This is a genomic window from Candidatus Chloroploca asiatica (assembly GCF_002532075.1).
Taxonomy (GTDB): domain Bacteria; phylum Chloroflexota; class Chloroflexia; order Chloroflexales; family Chloroflexaceae; genus Chloroploca; species Chloroploca asiatica.
In genome coordinates this window covers 21,514-36,230 of the sequence record NZ_LYXE01000075.1, presented here as the reverse complement: position 1 = coordinate 36,230, position 14,717 = coordinate 21,514, and the positions used below count along the sequence as shown (strand labels likewise).

Below are 14,717 nucleotides of genomic sequence, written 5' to 3'. Positions count from 1 at the left end.
TGCATCATGCACTGTGCCGTGTGGCACGATCCATGTCACAACTTAAGAAGCGTCAGGATCAGGGCTTTTTGTACATGCAGACGGTTCTCGGCCTGATCAAAGACAACCGACTGGGGGCCATCAATAATCTCAGTGCTGACTTCCTCACCACGGTGGACAGGGAGACAGTGCATAAAGATGGCGGCAGGATCGGCATATGCCATCAGCGCGGCATTGACTTGATAGGGGGCAAAGACCGGGCGGCGGCGGGCGACTTCGTGTTCCTGGCCCATCGAAGCCCAGACGTCGGTATAGATCGCATGAGCCCCTTCAACCGCCTCAACGGGTGAGGCCGTCACCGTAATCGTTGCCTCGTTGTTGGCGGCGAGAAGTTCGGCGTGGGCGAGGATATCGGGGTCAGGTTGATAATCCACCGGGCACCCAACGCGCACACTGACCCCGAGGGTCGCCCCGAGCAGCATCAGCGAATGGCAGACATTATTGCCATCACCGAGATAACTCAACTGCAAGCCCTGGAGGCGCCCGAAGCGCTCGCGCAAGGTCAACAGATCGGCGAGGGCCTGGCAGGGATGCTCGCGATCCGAGAGGGCGTTGATCACCGGGACATCGGCGTGGCGAGCGAGGGTTTCGACGGTTGTGTGTTTGAAGACCCGGGCGGCAATCGCCTGCACCCAGCGACTCAGGTTCCGCGCCACATCGGGCACACTTTCACGCCCTCCCATATCAATATCATTTGCCGACAGATACGAGCCATTGCCGCCAAGTTGGGTCATCCCTGCTTCAAACGCCACGCGCGTACGTAGGGAGGGCTTCTCAAAGACCAGGGCGAGGGTCTTGCCCTTCAGGGGCCAGGTTGCGTGTATCCCCGAGGTGGCACCTGCATGCCATTCAGCCTTAAGTTCAGTTGCTCGTTCCAGCAATGTCTCGGCCTCATCACGACTCAAATCTGCCGCCGACAAGAAATGGTTTTGCATAACGCTTTACTCCGTCCCATCTGCATGCCTCAATTGTAGCATCAGACTATTACCAGGCAATTCATGTTCAGGTCTTGCGCGGGCCACGTTCTGAAGGGGTACGCCCCATACGGCGTAGGTGATCCTGTTTCCGCTGTTCAAAGCGCTGAGTTGGGGCGAGGCGCCGATAATCACCGGCATCAATCATAATGATCTCATCACACAATTCACGGTCGCTCATCCGGGAAAAGATACGCGGATCGATCTCCTTTGGCTCACGGTTGCTCGTGATCACGGTTGGCAGGCCATAATTATAACGGTGATTGAAGATCTGGAACAACTTCTCGCGGGCCCAGGGGGTTGCATTTTCGGTGCCCAGGTCATCAAGGATCAAGACATCGGCATTGCGCACTTGCTCGACCCGTTCGTCGTAGGCAATTTCTGAGCTTGGCCCAAACGTGCTGCGGAGATGGTCAAGCAGATCGGGAACCACCGTAAAGAGGATCGTCAAAAAATGGTTGCGCAGGATTTCATTCGCAATGGCCGCGGCGAGATGGGTTTTGCCACAGCCGTAGCCACCAAAAAAGATTAACCAGCCTGTAGGTTGCTCGGCAAACTTGCGTGCGCGGGCATAGGCGCGCGCAAGGCCTGGCACGCCAGCATCAAGGTTCTCGAACGTCTTGCCGCTAAACGGCCCGAGGTTGCTTATTTCGAGCAAACGCTGACGGCGGAGTTGTTGTTTTTCGGCGGCGCGACAGTGGCAGGTAATCAACTGCCCAAACTCGGGATGCCCAAAGGGAACATCAAGCAAATAATAGCCTGCCCCTTTGCAGCGAGGGCAGACCTCTTCAGGCTCATCGGGAGCTTGCTCAGAGATCGGATTCATCGCTGCCGCGGCGGAAGAGTCCATCGAACTCGCCGCTGGTATATTTCTCGATATCGATAGGTCGTTCGGCGCGATCCGCCGCATCTTGTCGTCCATTGGCTGCCCACCTCTCCAGCACTTTACGAATATAGCGCCACGAGCGTGCATTCGAGCGTACCGCCTCGCGCATGGCTTCTTCGATCCACTCACGGGGGTAACGCTCTTCGGCTTCGCGTAGTTCATCAATCAGCATCGGGGTGACCAGGCCAATATTTTGCTCGTAGAGCCCGATCACCGACGGGCGTTCGGGCAGTTCACTTGTCGGGGCGAGCACCGTGCGTGCGTTGGTGAGGCGTTCAACCCAGGTACGGTTGAGCGTGGTATGCACTAGATACCAATTATGCACCCGCTCTTCAACAGGGAGCGCCAGGTGCAACAGCGTGCCCCGGCGCACGGCAGCCCCCAATCCTTCGCTAAGCAAATCATCGAACGGACGCAGTTTGCTGACACTCCGGAGCGAACGGCGCAGCAAGACATCGCTGTGGAGTTCGTCCCAGCTAACACGCCGCGGTGTAACCCGCTGCCGACTCAGCCGATAGAAGATATGGAGTGTCACCTTGAGTTCACTTGGCAGCGTAATATTCGGAATGACCTCGCTAAAGAGTTCAGGCGGCAGGCTCACGAGCGTATCGGTCGAAAAACCAGCAAAGGCCATAGGGCTACCTCGGGTCGCCATGAGCAATGGTACAGCGTGACTGTCCTGGTATGGTACCACCCCGCGGGAATGTTGGCAATTGCTGAATATGCTAGCGCAGACTGATATGCTATACTCACCTTGCCCCGGTGCGTATCGGTTTGCGCCAGTTCCTCAGGAGTGCGCATATGGAAAAACGAGAGCCGCTGTTTCGGCGCATGGGGATCCCTCCTCAACAGTTATTCTTTTTCGGGCTGGTTTTGATCGGTTTGGCGATAGTGCTTGGTACATTCAGGCTTATGCAGCCCGGGCGCGCCTTTTCGGCGTACAACGATGCACCCCCTCAAGCCTCGATGAGTGGTGGAACGTACCAACTCCAGGGTGGTCTGCGGTCACGTTCTGTGCGCTTTGCGCCACCATTGCGCCTCGGGTGGTCGAGAATTACGACGGGTCGTATGCCAATCGTTGCGCAGACGGGCGTGCTTACGCGCAGTGTCAGCGTCAGTCCGGCGGCGTTTATTCGTGATGTTGACTCGACCAATGTAGTGATGGACAACGACCTGGCGCTGCGGTGGGCGGCGAATGTGAGTGACGAAGCCGGGTTCTACCTGGCGCGTCCGGCGGATTGGGACGGCACTTCGCCGGTGACGGTGCGGGTCTTCTTTGCGCTAGGCGGCAACGGGGCCGGGGCGGTCAACTGGCGGCTCAAGCTCAACACTTACACGCCCAACTCGGGTGAATGGCTGACCAATCCGGGAACACGGGATGCCGATAGCCTGTTGACCTTCCCGAGTGGCCCGTCGTGGTACCGCATCTACAGCCAGAGTTTCACCCTGTCCGACAGCAACCTCGCCGACGCACCACTCTGGTCATTCTTCTTGTTACGGGGCAATGCGACCAATAGCGAAACCTTTGCGGGGCAACTTTATCTGCTCAATGTCGAGGTTTCCTACCTGCGCAATCCACCATCGTATGTTGTCTATCTGCCGATCGCTCGGCGTTGACGCTTGTTGAGGCACGTGGCTATTTCCTCTTTGCTATCTTCTCAATCCTTCTCTTAGAAGGGAGTTATTGCTATGGTACGCCGTCTAGCATTCCTTGGACTCATTGGCCTCGCCATCGTCGCCGTGTGGGTCGGGTGGCTCCAAAGGCCGGTTACGGTCGAGTCGGCCACCGCTCACCCGAGCATCATCTACGAGGGCTATCTTGAGGATGGTGGCTCCTCTGCGCACGGCCAGTACGATTTCTTGATCACGCTCTTTGATGCTGCAACTGATGGGCAGCCGATAGGTGAAGCGCTGGCTGTGCCTGATGTAACGGTGGTTGACGGACGCTTTACCGCCCCGCTGAGCCTGCCCGCACGCGACCAGCCAGTCTATGTTGAAGTGGCGGTGCGTCAGCACGGCAGCAGTAGCTACACCGTGCTGACGCCTCGCCAGATCGTGACCCCGGCAGCCACAGGAACGGGAACAACGGCCAGTAGCCAGACCCGTACGGTGAGCATCAGCCCGGCCGCATTGATCCGCGATCTCGACTCGACCAATCTGGTGATGGACAACGACCTAGCGTTGCGGTGGGCGGCCAATGTGAGTGACGAAGCCGGGTTCTATCTAGCGCGTCCGGCGGATTGGGACGGTACCTCGCCGGTGACGGTGCGGGTCTTCTTTGCGCTAGGCGGCAACGGGGCCGGGGCGGTCAATTGGCGGCTCAAGCTCAATACCTACACGCCCGGTTCGGGGGAATGGCTGACCAACCCGGGAACACGGGATGCCGATAGCCTGCTGACCTTCCCGAGTGGCCCGTCGTGGTACCGCATCTACAGCCAGAGTTTTACCCTGACCGACAGCAACCTTGCCAACAACTCCCTCTGGTCATTCTTCTTGTTACGGGGCAATGCGGCCAATAGCGAAACCTTTGCGGGGCAACTTTATCTGCTCAATATCGAGGTTGAGTATGGTGAGGGAGAGCTTGCCCTCCCTTAGCGGAGACTCGCCTCCTGGGCAAGGCGACGGCCCTGGTCGGTGAGCATCAGGCGCATGCCATCGCACTGGATCAGGCCCCCCTGTTCGGCGAGGCGAATCACGGTCGCGGCGAAGCGTGGCTGCCAGCGAAGATGGTGGCTCAGGTGGTTGCGGCTGCACTCGTCGTCGGCCTCGGCGGTACCTTCGTGGTTGAGCAGGTGGAGCGTCAGCATCTGCTGGGCAAATTCCCAGCGCTGACGCGAACGCCGCACCCCAAGCGCCACGATGCCTCGGGCCGGCGCAAAGAGGAAGGCCAGCAGAAAAGCAACCCCGGTCATCATTGCCATCGAACCGGCAATCGCGACATTGAACCAGCGAGCAAACCAGTAGCCAAGCACGGCACTGAGCACGGCAATGACGACACTCAAGCCAAGCATGCGTGACAAGCGATCGGTCAAGAGATAGGCCGCCGCAGGAGGGGCAACCATCAGCGCAACGACAAGGATCGAGCCAACTGCATCAAAAGCGCCAACTGCCGTAATCGAGACGACGGTCATCAAGCCGTAATGCACGAGCACCGGGCTGAACCCGAGCGTTGCCGCGAGGCCAACATCAAACGTTGCGAGCTTGAGCTCTTTGTACAAGAGCACAATTAGCAACAGGTTGAGCACGAGCGTGATGCTGCCGATCAGCAAGGCGCGGGGCAGATCGAGCCAGCCCCAGGTGATGCGATCAAACGGCGCAAACGCCAATTCGCCAAGCAAGACCGCATCAGTATCGAGATGGACATTGCCGGCGTAGCGTGAAATCAGGATCACCGCAATGCTAAAGAGCACCGGAAAGACGAGGCCAATGGCGGCATCTTCTTTGATCAGATTGGTACGGGTCAACATCTCAACGAGACTGACCGTCAAGACCCCGGTTGCGACCGCACCGACAAAGAGCAACGGCGAAGCGAGATCGCGGGTCACAAAATAGCCAAGCACAATGCCAAGCAAAACCGTATGGCTAATCGCATCGCTCATCATCGCCATCCGGCGCAAGACGAGGAAGACTCCCGGCAAGGCACAGGCAGCAGCGACCACGATTGCAATGAGTTGCACTTCCATTGTTGACGACATCGTGGCACCTCGCTATCTACTAAACCTGGGGCACGGCCTGGCGGGTGTAGCGCCAGATCAGCCCCCGGTTGGGTGCGAAAAGAAACGAGACCAGGGTGAGCACCCCGAGACAGAGCACAATGGTTGGCCCGGTGGCGAGCCCACGTGCGGTGGCACTGATCAGTGCCCCAACAACGCCGGCGCTTGCTCCAAACAGCCCCGCCAGCACAATCATCACGCCGAGGCGGTCGGTCCACTGGCGCGCGGCGGCTGCTGGGGCGACGAGCATCGCACTCATCAGCACAACCCCGACTGTCTGGAGACCGAGCACAATCGCGACAATGATCAACGAGGTCAGCAGCACGCTCAAGCCACGCACCGGCAAGCCAAGGCTAGCGGCATATTCAGGGTCAAAGGTGAGCACCTTGAACTGTTTCCAGAAGAGCGCAACGAGCACCAGGGTTGGCACACCGAGGGCGACCATCACCTGGACATCACGGGCGACCATGGCGGCGGCCTGCCCAAAGAGGAAACTGCGCAACCCGGCTTGGGCCGCATCGGGGCGCTGTTGCAACCACGAGAGCAGTACGAGACCAGTCCCAAAAAAGACGGCCAGGATCAGGGCGAGGCTACTATCTTCTTTTACCCGCGTGGTACGGGTCACACTCATCAACAAGAGGGCGGCGAGCCAGGCAGAGCCCGCGGCCCCGAGCATCAAAATAAGCGGATCGCGTTGCCCAGTCAGCAGAAAGGCCACCACAATGCCGGGGAGGGCCGCATGGGACATCGCATCGCCGAGCAGCGCCTGGCGGCGCAGCACGGCAAAGCAGCCGAGCACCCCGCTGACGATGCCAAGCATAGCCGACCCGAGGGCCACCATGCGCAGCGTATAATCAGCAAAGAGTTCCATCAGTCGGCCACTCCTTTCAGCATCCCTTCGGTGCGGCTCGGTGTGGCTTCGTCATCTTCGGCATGCCCAAGGAACGCAATGCGCCCGCCATAGGTAGCGCGGAGGTTGGCTTCGGTAAAGACCTCGGCCACCGGGCCACTGGCGATGCGGCGCACATTGATCAGACAGACCTGATCAAAATACTCGGGCACGGTCTGGAGATCGTGGTGAACGACGATCACCGTCTTGCCATTGGCGCGCAGATCGCGCAGCAGATCGATGATGGCACGCTCGGTGACCGCATCAACCCCCTGAAAGGGTTCGTCCATAAAATAGATTTGCGCATCCTGAACCAGGGCACGGGCGAGAAAGACCCGTTGCTGTTGCCCGCCCGAGAGTTGGCTGATCTGACGGGTGGCAAAATCGGCCATGCGCACCTTCTCGAGTGCGGCCAGCGCGTGCTGGCGTTCGGCCTTGCCGGGACGACGGAACCAACCCAGGCTTCCATAGCGCCCCATCATCACCACATCGAGCACACTCGTCGGGAAATCCCAATCGACGCTGCCGCGCTGAGGAACATACCCTACCAGGCGCCGTTGCTCGCGATACGGACGGCCATAAAAGAGCGTCTGACCGGCAGCGGGGCGCACCAGACCGAGCGCAGCCTTGATCAGCGTCGTCTTGCCGGCGCCATTCGGCCCAACAATCGCCATCAGCGTACTGGCAGGCACCTCGAGATCAACATCCCAGAGCACAGGCTTATCGTGATAGGCAACAGTCAAATCAGTAATTGCTAACGCAGGCTGCATTTCATTCCTCCAAATTTGCCGTGCCAGAAATTTATTTTAGCTATACCTAAAATACTATAAATTAGGGTTTTTGTCAATCACGAGACCTTCCCAAATAATTTAATTGTATCGCTACGGTGGTATAATAGCCGCTAATGTGATAAGTGCTTGATAAAGTAAACCCATGCCCTCGGTTACTGTACGCGATGTATTGCGACTCGCCCTTCCCCTGGGAACTACCATTTCCGCTGGTAGCGCCGGACTTGGACGACAGGTCACCTGGGTGGCGACGTTGCGTTCCACACTGCCTGCCTTCGCTGAATTGCGTGGTGGTGAGCTTGCGGTGCTTGCGGTTGACGCGATCCGTACCCTGGATACCCGCTTGAGCCTGGCTGTGCTGGTGCGCCGACTTGGGCAGGCCCCGATTCCGGTTGCTGGTGTGGTGGCGCTGGGCACGATCACCAACGATGATGTCACGGCCGCTGAGGAGGCGCGCCTCCCCCTGTTGCAACTGCCTGAGGGGACAGATCTGCGCGAGGTTGAACGCGAGATCACGCGTCTGGTGAGTGACTACGAAGCGCAGTTCGAGCGACGCGGGGCGCAGTTGTACGATCTGCTCACACAACGCTCGCTGGCTGGCGCTGGTTTGCCGGGCTTGCTTGATCTCATGGCCGAACGGACTGGTCAGAGTGTGGCATGTTATGCGCCAAATGGTGAGTTGCGCGCCCAGCGTGGCCGTGGTTCGGCGCGGGTTGCGTTGCAGGCGTTGCGCCCCACAGCGGCCGGTGATGCCTCGATGCTCAATCAGCAGATCTGGGTTGAATTGATCGGGCCACGTGATTTTCCCACCGGCTATCTGGCGGTCGCTGGGACAGCGCTGGATACCTGGGATCGTGAGGCGGCCCAGCGTGGCGCGGCAGCCCTCGCCCTTGAACTCGCGAAAGAACAGGCCGTCCAGGCCGCCGAAGATCGCCTCCGGGGCGATTTTGTTTCGAATATCCTCAGTGGGCCACCTGGTGATCTCGCTGCCGCACTACAGCGCGGGCAGGAACTTGGCTATACCCTGACGGTGCCGCATATGGCCGTGCTAGTGAAGATCGATGATGCTGGGCCGTCGGCGCTGGCCCGGCTCAGCGGGACAATCCAGAATGAGTTGACCCGTCGCGGTATTCCGGCGCCGCTCTCGCGCCGTGAAAGCAGCGTGCTCTGTATGCTGCCAACCGCGACGAATGCGCGTCCGCGTGAATTGGTTGAGCAGCTGCGTGAGCGCTTGCTCATTGACTACCCGCAGGTCTTGTTGGCCGTGGGGACGCCGGTCGCGACGCTTGCCGAGTGGCGACGCTCGCTCGAAGAGGCGGAACAGGCGATGGTGCTTGGGCGCCAACTCTTTGGCCCTGGGCGTGTCCTGGCTTTTTCTGACCTCGGGGTCTATCGTTTGCTGGTACGCCTGCGTGAAACGCCTGAACTCTGGACCTTCTATCGCGAGACGCTATCCCGGCTTGCCGACTATGACCAGCGCCAGGGGGCCGATCTGATCAAGACGCTGGATGCCTATTTCAATCACCTTGGCAACCTGCGTGCCACCTCGGGGGCGTTGCATGTCCATCGCAATACGCTGCTCTATCGCCTCGAACGCATCAAAGATATCAGTGGCATGGATCTCGACAATGCCGAAGAACACTTTGCCCTCTGGCTGGCCCTGCGTGCCCACCGCGTGCTCTCGACCATCGAAGAGGGCTAGGGTCAATGCCTTGCAAAGAAGGCGGTTGGTTTGCCGCAAAGGCGCAAAGGTTTTCGCATCGGCGACATTCGCTTTGAGGCGGAAGATTTTGAGAATGCTTGGAGTCAGATGGAAGGGGCGTTGCCATAAAAAACCTGGCTTGTGCTGGCGAAAACGGCCAGTCAAACTGGCCGTTTTCGCCAGCACAAGCCAGATTCTTGGGGCCGCAGGTTTCGAATGGCAATGTCCGTCTGCAAGGTGGAATTTGGTATAATGAAGAAGGGTAGCAATCGCTACCTTTTTTTGTCGGTTGTGCAGAAATGTGGTTGTGCTTATGCTTGGGATGAGTGTTGCGACAACGGCGCTGCGTAAGGTGCCCAGCATGGAAGAGCAGGCTGAGCTTGCGCGGCGACGTGCGCGACGCCTCGGTCGTCCAGTGTTGGTGAGTGTGACGGCTGAAGTGAAGGTGCGCGATCCGCTGGCGCTCTTTGCCCGTGGCATCGGGGTGACCCATAATCGCCTCTTCTGGAGTGTGCCGTCCCGTGGCCTGGCGGTGGCGGGGCTTGGGGCAGCCTGGAGTTTTGCTGCCAGTGGGCCTGGCCGTTTTGCGCAGGCGGCTGAGGCATGGCGTGATTTGATCGCGACGGCGGCGATTGATGCTGATCCTGCTCTGCCCTTCAGTGGGCCGATGGCGGCGGCAGGGTTTACCTTTGATCCGCTGTGTCCGAACGATGGTGGGTGGGATGGCTATCCCGATGGCTTGCTGCTGCTCCCTCGTTTAATTCTTGCCACTGATGGCAACCGGGCAAGTCTGACGGTGAATGGCCTGGTTGGGCCTTCGACATCGTCGATCAACCTGCATCTTTCGGCGGCACGGCGCTTGCGTGATCTGCTCGGGCGTGCCTGGCGTGCGCCCCGCATCGGTGAGGCGGTGACGCTGCGTGATGCGTTGCCTGCGGGGGCGTGGCAAGCGATGGTCGCTGACGCTGTGGCCGATCTGCGTGCGGGCAAGCTCGAAAAGGTGGTGCTCGCCCGTGAGGTGCTTGCCCATACCGCCAATCCTTTTGATCCGGCCGCGACGCTTGCTGCGCTTCGGCGTGATTATCCCGAGACCTTTATTTTTGCGGTGGCCCGTGGCGGTCAGACCTTTCTGGGGGCCTCGCCCGAACGCCTGGTGAGTCTGGAGGGGCGTACGGTGCTCGCCAGTTCGCTGGCTGGTTCGATGAAGCGCGGGGCGACCCCCGAAGAAGACGCAGCGCTGGGCCAGGCGCTGTTGGCGAGTGCCAAAGATCGTGGCGAGCACGCGGTCGTGACGCGGATGCTGCGCGCTGCCCTCGAACAGGTTTGTACCGAGGTCACGGCTCCGGATGAGCCAACACTGATGCGGGTGCGCAATGTGCAGCACCTCTATACGCCGTTGACTGGGCAGATCATCGATCAGGTGGGGGTGCTTGATCTGGTCGAACGCTTGCATCCGACGCCGGCCCTCGGTGGGCAGCCTCGCGAAACGGCCCTGGCCTGGATTCGTGAACGTGAACAGCTCGACCGGGGTTGGTATGGTGCCCCGGTTGGCTGGATTGATGCACGCGGCCAGGGTGAGTTTGCGGTAGCGATTCGCTCGGCGCTGGTGGGCAAGTATACCGCTCGCCTCTTTGCTGGGGCGGGCATTGTGGCCGATTCTGATCCTGCTCGCGAAGAGCAAGAGACCGTGATCAAGTTGCGTGCGATGCTCGGGGCGCTGGGGGCAGGAAACGTATGACAACACATGACCACATTCGTGCCCTGACCCTCTGGGTGGGGACGTTGATTGACGAGTTGATCGCTGGCGGCGTCCGTGATATCGTCATTTGCCCAGGGTCGCGGAGTACGCCGCTGGCGCTGGCAGCGGCGCGCCATCCGCAGGCGCAGATCTGGATGCACCTCGATGAGCGTTCGGCGGGCTTTTTTGCGCTGGGCCTGGCCCGTCAGCGCGGTCAGCCTGCGGCGCTGCTCTGTACGTCGGGCACGGCGGCGGCTAATTTTTTGCCGGCGGTCGCCGAGGCTGACCTTGCCCGGGTGCCGTTGATCCTGTTGACCGCCGACCGTCCCCCCGAACTGCGCGATAATGGCGCGCCGCAGACGATCGATCAGGTGCGTCTCTTTGGTTCGCGCGCACGCTGGGCGACTGATCTGCCGACGCCTGATGCGCGCCCGGGGTTGCTGCGGTACCTCCAGAGTACCGTCGCCCGGAGCATCGCCATCAGCCTGGGTGCTCCGGCGGGGCCAGTGCATCTGAATCTGCCATTTCGTGAGCCACTGGTGCCTGAGCGGGAACTGCTCGCGGATCTGTTTGCGCGGCAAGCAACGGGCTCTGGGGCGCCCCTGGTGCCTGCGCCGCCTGCCTTTTTGCCTCCCCGGTTTTTCCCCGAAGATGCGGCTGTGTTGGCTGAGCAGCCATCCCGGCAGGCGACGGTGCAGGCTCGTGTTGGTGCGCGTCAGCTTGACGAGGCGACCTTGAAGACGCTGGCGTCACGGTTGGCGACGACCGAGCGGGGCTTGATCATCTGTGGCCCCGAGTGTGCGCCCGGGCTTGCGCCGGTGGTGACACGCCTGGCGGCGCGTCTGGGCTATCCGGTGCTCGCCGATCCGCTTTCGGGGGTGCGGTGTGGGCCGCACGACCGGACGATGGTGCTGGCGGGGTATGATGCGTTTGTGCGTGACGAAGCGTTTGCGGCGCGTTTTGCGCCTGAGCTCGTGCTGCGTTTTGGCGCGATGCCCACGGCCAAGCCGGTGCTTCAATTTTTGCAGCGCCATGCAACGGCGCACCAGATCGTGCTTGATGAAGGGGCCGGTTGGCGTGAACCGACGAGTCTGGCGGCGACGCATCTGGCGTGCGACAGTGTCACGCTGTGCCAGGCGCTCACTGATCTGCTGGGCCACGAGGAGACCGATGCGGCGGTGACGAAGCCTTGGGCGGCGGCGTGGCGCAGCGCCGAGGCCGTGACGCAGCGTGTGCTTGGGGAGGCGCTGCGGCAACGCACCGTCATCAACGAGCCTGGCATCTTTGCGGCGCTGGCCGAACTGTTGCCGGATGGATCGACGCTCTTTGTCGGCAACTCGATGCCGGTTCGCGACTGCGACACCTTTTTTCCTGCTGTCGAGCGTGAGATCACGATCCTGGGCAACCGCGGGGCCAACGGCATTGACGGCCTGGTCTCGACGGCGCTTGGTATCGCGGCGGCGGGGGCGAAGCCGCTTGTGCTGGTGCTGGGCGACATCTCGCTCTACCACGACGCCAACGGCTTGCTGGCGGCGAAACTGCACCAACTTGATGCGACGATCATTCTGATCAACAACGACGGGGGCGGCATCTTCTCCTTCCTGCCCCAGACGAGTGAGACTGACCGCTTCGAGTTGCTCTTTGGCACCCCACACGGGCTCAACTTTGCCCCATTGGCCGAGATCTACGGTGCGCGGTACACGCTTGCCAACGACTGGGCGGGCTTTCACACCGCCGTGAGCGCTGGCATCAGCGGGCGAGGGTTGCACCTGATCGAAGTACGCACCGACCGGAACCAGAACGTCGCCGATCATCGGGTGCTCTGGCCGGAGGTTAGTGCGGCGTTGGAAGAAGTTGGGTTTTAGATTTTAGATTGCAGATTGGGCGCAGTACATCTGGCGCATCTGGACGAGGTCGGCGTTGCGTTGATGCCCGAACAGGTTGGCTGGCACTGGACGAGGGGGCAAGGCATTGCAGGGAACAGAGCAGATCGACGAAAGCAACAAGCCTGTTGCGCTCAGCTTCTTTTCTGGCGCGATGGGGCTTGACCTTGGGCTTGAACGGGCTGGATTTGACATCAAACTAGCATGTGAAATTGACAGGTATTGTCGTGAGACGATTAGCCTGAACAAGCCAGACATTCCCCTGATTGGCGATATTACGGGCTATTCGGCTGCGCAGATCCTGCAAGCTGCCGGTTTGACGGGCAGTGACGACATCGATCTCATCGTAGGCGGGCCACCCTGTCAAGCGTTCAGCACAGCCGGGAAACGCAACGGGTTTCATGATCAGCGAGGCAATGTTTTTCTTACCTATGTAGATCTAGTCTTAACACTCAAGCCGAAATACTTTATCATCGAGAATGTTCGTGGTTTGCTTTCAAGCCCGATGAAGCACCGACCGCACACCTTGCGCGGTCCAGCCTATCCTGATTTAGCCCTGGATGAACTGCCTGGCGGCGCGCTCTACTTTGTGCTAGACACGATCAAAAAAGCTGGCTACGCCTACTCATTTACCCTGTACAATGCGGCTCATTTTGGCACACCGCAGATACGAGAACGGGTTGTCATCGTCTGTAGTCGCGATGGCAAACGGCCACCCTACCTACAACCGACTCATGCGCAAAGCAATGCGATGGGCTTACCCCCCTGGCGCACATTTCGTGAAGCGACGGCGGATCTTGCTGAGCACCATCATATTGATTTTCCTGAGAAACGTCTTATCTATTATCGTATGCTCAAGGAAGGGCAAAACTGGCGTGCATTGCCTGAGGATTTGCAACGCGAAGCGCTTGGCAAGGCCTTTTTTGCAGGCGGTGGCAAAACCGGATTTTTACGGCGCATCGCATGGGACAAGCCTGCCCCGACCCTCGTGACGCATCCGGCGATGCCGGCAACCGATCTTGCGCATCCTGAAGAAGACCGCCCGCTCTCGATCGAAGAATACAAACGGCTGCAAGAATTCCCCGACGATTGGCAGGTTGCTGGCCCACTGCTTGAGCAATACCGGCAAATAGGCAACGCTGTGCCAAGCAGTCTTGGATTGGCGATCGGGCGCCTGGTGATCAGCCTCTTGCGAGGCGAACCGTATCAGGAGCCTGCGTCATTCAACTATTCACGCTATCGCAACACGAATGACGCGCTCTGGATACAGCAATTTGAGCGCATGCAAAGAGGGCGCGTTGAACAACAGGCGCTCTTTTAGCCTGGCACGCGCCCTTCTGATTGTAACTTTTGTTTTGCTGTACGCAGGTACGCACGAGCATACCTGATAAAGCCTTCTTCACTGAGATCATAGCCTTGCATAAGGGGAGGAAGGTTGTCCCAGTTTGTTGCACTCTTACGGGAATATGTGCGGAACCACTTTTGAATTGACGTACCTTTTCTGATCGCACTGCTTGAGGAGTTTTCTGAATTATCCCTGTTTTTGATTTGCAAAACAAGCCAGTTGCCATCACTATCACGCTGAATGAAATCTACTGCTTTGACAAAGCTCCCACAGCACCAGCACCAGCCGTGCGGTCTAAGAACCGAGTCGATATATCGTTCAAGCAGCGCTCCGACACAATTTTCGGCACTCATGGCTCTTTGATGTTCTAGCTTGATACGTTCGATGTCAGTCTCTGCATAACCAAAGACTTCCATCATCACCAGACTCACAGCACTATCTGGAATGGTACCAGGGGTAGCGGGGAAATCTGATTTGCGATAGCCGTCAAAATATTTTCCTGCTAATTGCTGTAACACCGCGGCATCGAATTCAACAGGGCGCGTCGCTCGTCGAGGCCAAGAGAGACTCTCTGGATGATCATGCAAAAAGCTGCATATCTGAGCAAAGGCGTCGGCAAGACCTGCTTCGTCTCCTTGATTATCACTGTACTGTAGTGCTATGTTTTTTGCTTCGGTGATACTGAAAAGCATGTCTTTTTTTGCCTGAGTGTAGAGATACGTTAGGCTAATTATACTATACAATCTTGTCGCACTAGGCT

At 59.2% G+C, this 14,717-nt stretch carries 13 protein-coding genes; 6 read left to right on the top strand and 7 right to left on the bottom strand.

Going from position 1 to position 14,717, the window contains the following annotated elements:
• Positions 1–35 precede the first annotated feature (35 nt).
• The 3 genes from argF to A9Q02_RS08645 all read right to left on the bottom strand — a co-directional run bounded on the left by argF (position 36) and on the right by A9Q02_RS08645 (position 2,533).
• On the bottom strand, positions 36–974 hold the full coding sequence (gene argF / locus A9Q02_RS08655) for an ornithine carbamoyltransferase (RefSeq protein WP_097651958.1): 939 nt from the start codon (positions 972–974) through the stop codon (positions 36–38).
• A gap of 67 nt (positions 975–1,041) precedes the next feature.
• Positions 1,042–1,863: an ATP-binding protein gene (locus A9Q02_RS08650; protein ID WP_245860464.1), complete on the bottom strand. Its 822-nt coding sequence runs from the start codon at positions 1,861–1,863 to the stop codon at positions 1,042–1,044.
• Positions 1,823–2,533, bottom strand: coding sequence for a DnaD domain-containing protein (locus A9Q02_RS08645; protein ID WP_097651957.1), 711 nt, complete (start codon positions 2,531–2,533; stop codon positions 1,823–1,825). The genes A9Q02_RS08650 and A9Q02_RS08645 overlap by 41 nt, the downstream gene beginning before the upstream one ends.
• A 167-nt stretch (positions 2,534–2,700) precedes the next feature.
• Here A9Q02_RS08645 and A9Q02_RS08640 point away from each other — a divergent pair, with 167 nt between their 5' ends.
• Complete coding sequence (locus A9Q02_RS08640; RefSeq protein WP_097651956.1) at positions 2,701–3,516, top strand: hypothetical protein; 816 nt, start codon at positions 2,701–2,703, stop codon at positions 3,514–3,516.
• Positions 3,517–3,588: 72 nt separating this feature from the next.
• Entirely contained in the window at positions 3,589–4,494 is a 906-nt protein-coding gene (locus tag A9Q02_RS08635) for a hypothetical protein (RefSeq protein WP_097651955.1), read from the top strand.
• Here the strand turns inward: A9Q02_RS08635 and A9Q02_RS08630 are convergent.
• The 3 genes from A9Q02_RS08630 to A9Q02_RS08620 are packed head-to-tail and all read right to left on the bottom strand — an operon-like array spanning position 4,491 to position 7,271.
• Positions 4,491–5,594: a metal ABC transporter permease gene (locus tag A9Q02_RS08630; protein ID WP_097651954.1), complete on the bottom strand. Its 1,104-nt coding sequence runs from the start codon at positions 5,592–5,594 to the stop codon at positions 4,491–4,493. The two genes, A9Q02_RS08635 and A9Q02_RS08630, sit on opposite strands and share 4 nt — an antisense overlap.
• Before the next feature lie 19 nt (positions 5,595–5,613).
• Positions 5,614–6,483, bottom strand: coding sequence for a metal ABC transporter permease (locus tag A9Q02_RS08625; protein WP_097651953.1), 870 nt, complete (start codon positions 6,481–6,483; stop codon positions 5,614–5,616).
• Positions 6,483–7,271: a metal ABC transporter ATP-binding protein gene (locus tag A9Q02_RS08620; RefSeq protein WP_097651952.1), complete on the bottom strand. Its 789-nt coding sequence runs from the start codon at positions 7,269–7,271 to the stop codon at positions 6,483–6,485. The genes A9Q02_RS08625 and A9Q02_RS08620 overlap by 1 nt, the downstream gene beginning before the upstream one ends.
• Positions 7,272–7,434: 163 nt before the next feature.
• Between A9Q02_RS08620 and A9Q02_RS08615 the strand changes: the two genes are divergently transcribed.
• From A9Q02_RS08615 to A9Q02_RS08600, 4 genes are all read left to right on the top strand, one after another.
• On the top strand, positions 7,435–8,991 hold the full coding sequence (locus tag A9Q02_RS08615; protein ID WP_097651951.1) for a helix-turn-helix domain-containing protein: 1,557 nt from the start codon (positions 7,435–7,437) through the stop codon (positions 8,989–8,991).
• Positions 8,992–9,304: 313 nt separating this feature from the next.
• Positions 9,305–10,729 carry an isochorismate synthase gene (locus tag A9Q02_RS08610; protein ID WP_097651950.1) on the top strand — a complete coding sequence of 475 codons (1,425 nt, stop codon included), beginning with the start codon at positions 9,305–9,307 and terminating at the stop codon, positions 10,727–10,729.
• Positions 10,726–12,594, top strand: coding sequence for a 2-succinyl-5-enolpyruvyl-6-hydroxy-3-cyclohexene-1-carboxylic-acid synthase (menD, locus tag A9Q02_RS08605; RefSeq protein WP_097651949.1), 1,869 nt, complete (start codon positions 10,726–10,728; stop codon positions 12,592–12,594). The genes A9Q02_RS08610 and menD overlap by 4 nt, the downstream gene beginning before the upstream one ends.
• 106 nt (positions 12,595–12,700) lie before the next feature.
• The gene (locus tag A9Q02_RS08600; RefSeq protein ID WP_216361478.1) at positions 12,701–13,933 is read left to right on the top strand and encodes a DNA cytosine methyltransferase; all 1,233 of its coding nucleotides are present in this window, start codon (positions 12,701–12,703) and stop codon (positions 13,931–13,933) included.
• Here the strand turns inward: A9Q02_RS08600 and A9Q02_RS08595 are convergent.
• Positions 13,930–14,649, bottom strand: a complete 720-nt coding sequence (locus A9Q02_RS08595; RefSeq protein WP_097651948.1) for a SinI family restriction endonuclease — start codon at positions 14,647–14,649, stop codon at positions 13,930–13,932. The genes A9Q02_RS08600 and A9Q02_RS08595 overlap by 4 nt on opposite strands.
• Positions 14,650–14,717: the final 68 nt, after the last annotated feature.

What these genes read in the sequence shown, in the direction of transcription:
- argF (WP_097651958.1), bottom strand. Translation starts at nt 974, where the DNA reads ATGCAAAACCATTTCTTGTCGGCGGCAGATTTGAGTCGTGATGAGGCC.
- A9Q02_RS08650 (WP_245860464.1), bottom strand. Translation starts at nt 1,863, where the DNA reads ATGGACTCTTCCGCCGCGGCAGCGATGAATCCGATCTCTGAGCAAGCT.
- A9Q02_RS08645 (WP_097651957.1), bottom strand. Translation starts at nt 2,533, where the DNA reads ATGGCCTTTGCTGGTTTTTCGACCGATACGCTCGTGAGCCTGCCGCCT.
- A9Q02_RS08640 (WP_097651956.1), top strand. Translation starts at nt 2,701, where the DNA reads ATGGAAAAACGAGAGCCGCTGTTTCGGCGCATGGGGATCCCTCCTCAA.
- A9Q02_RS08635 (WP_097651955.1), top strand. Translation starts at nt 3,589, where the DNA reads ATGGTACGCCGTCTAGCATTCCTTGGACTCATTGGCCTCGCCATCGTC.
- A9Q02_RS08630 (WP_097651954.1), bottom strand. Translation starts at nt 5,594, where the DNA reads ATGTCGTCAACAATGGAAGTGCAACTCATTGCAATCGTGGTCGCTGCT.
- A9Q02_RS08625 (WP_097651953.1), bottom strand. Translation starts at nt 6,483, where the DNA reads ATGGAACTCTTTGCTGATTATACGCTGCGCATGGTGGCCCTCGGGTCG.
- A9Q02_RS08620 (WP_097651952.1), bottom strand. Translation starts at nt 7,271, where the DNA reads ATGCAGCCTGCGTTAGCAATTACTGATTTGACTGTTGCCTATCACGAT.
- A9Q02_RS08615 (WP_097651951.1), top strand. Translation starts at nt 7,435, where the DNA reads ATGCCCTCGGTTACTGTACGCGATGTATTGCGACTCGCCCTTCCCCTG.
- A9Q02_RS08610 (WP_097651950.1), top strand. Translation starts at nt 9,305, where the DNA reads ATGCTTGGGATGAGTGTTGCGACAACGGCGCTGCGTAAGGTGCCCAGC.
- menD (WP_097651949.1), top strand. Translation starts at nt 10,726, where the DNA reads ATGACAACACATGACCACATTCGTGCCCTGACCCTCTGGGTGGGGACG.
- A9Q02_RS08595 (WP_097651948.1), bottom strand. Translation starts at nt 14,649, where the DNA reads ATGCTTTTCAGTATCACCGAAGCAAAAAACATAGCACTACAGTACAGT.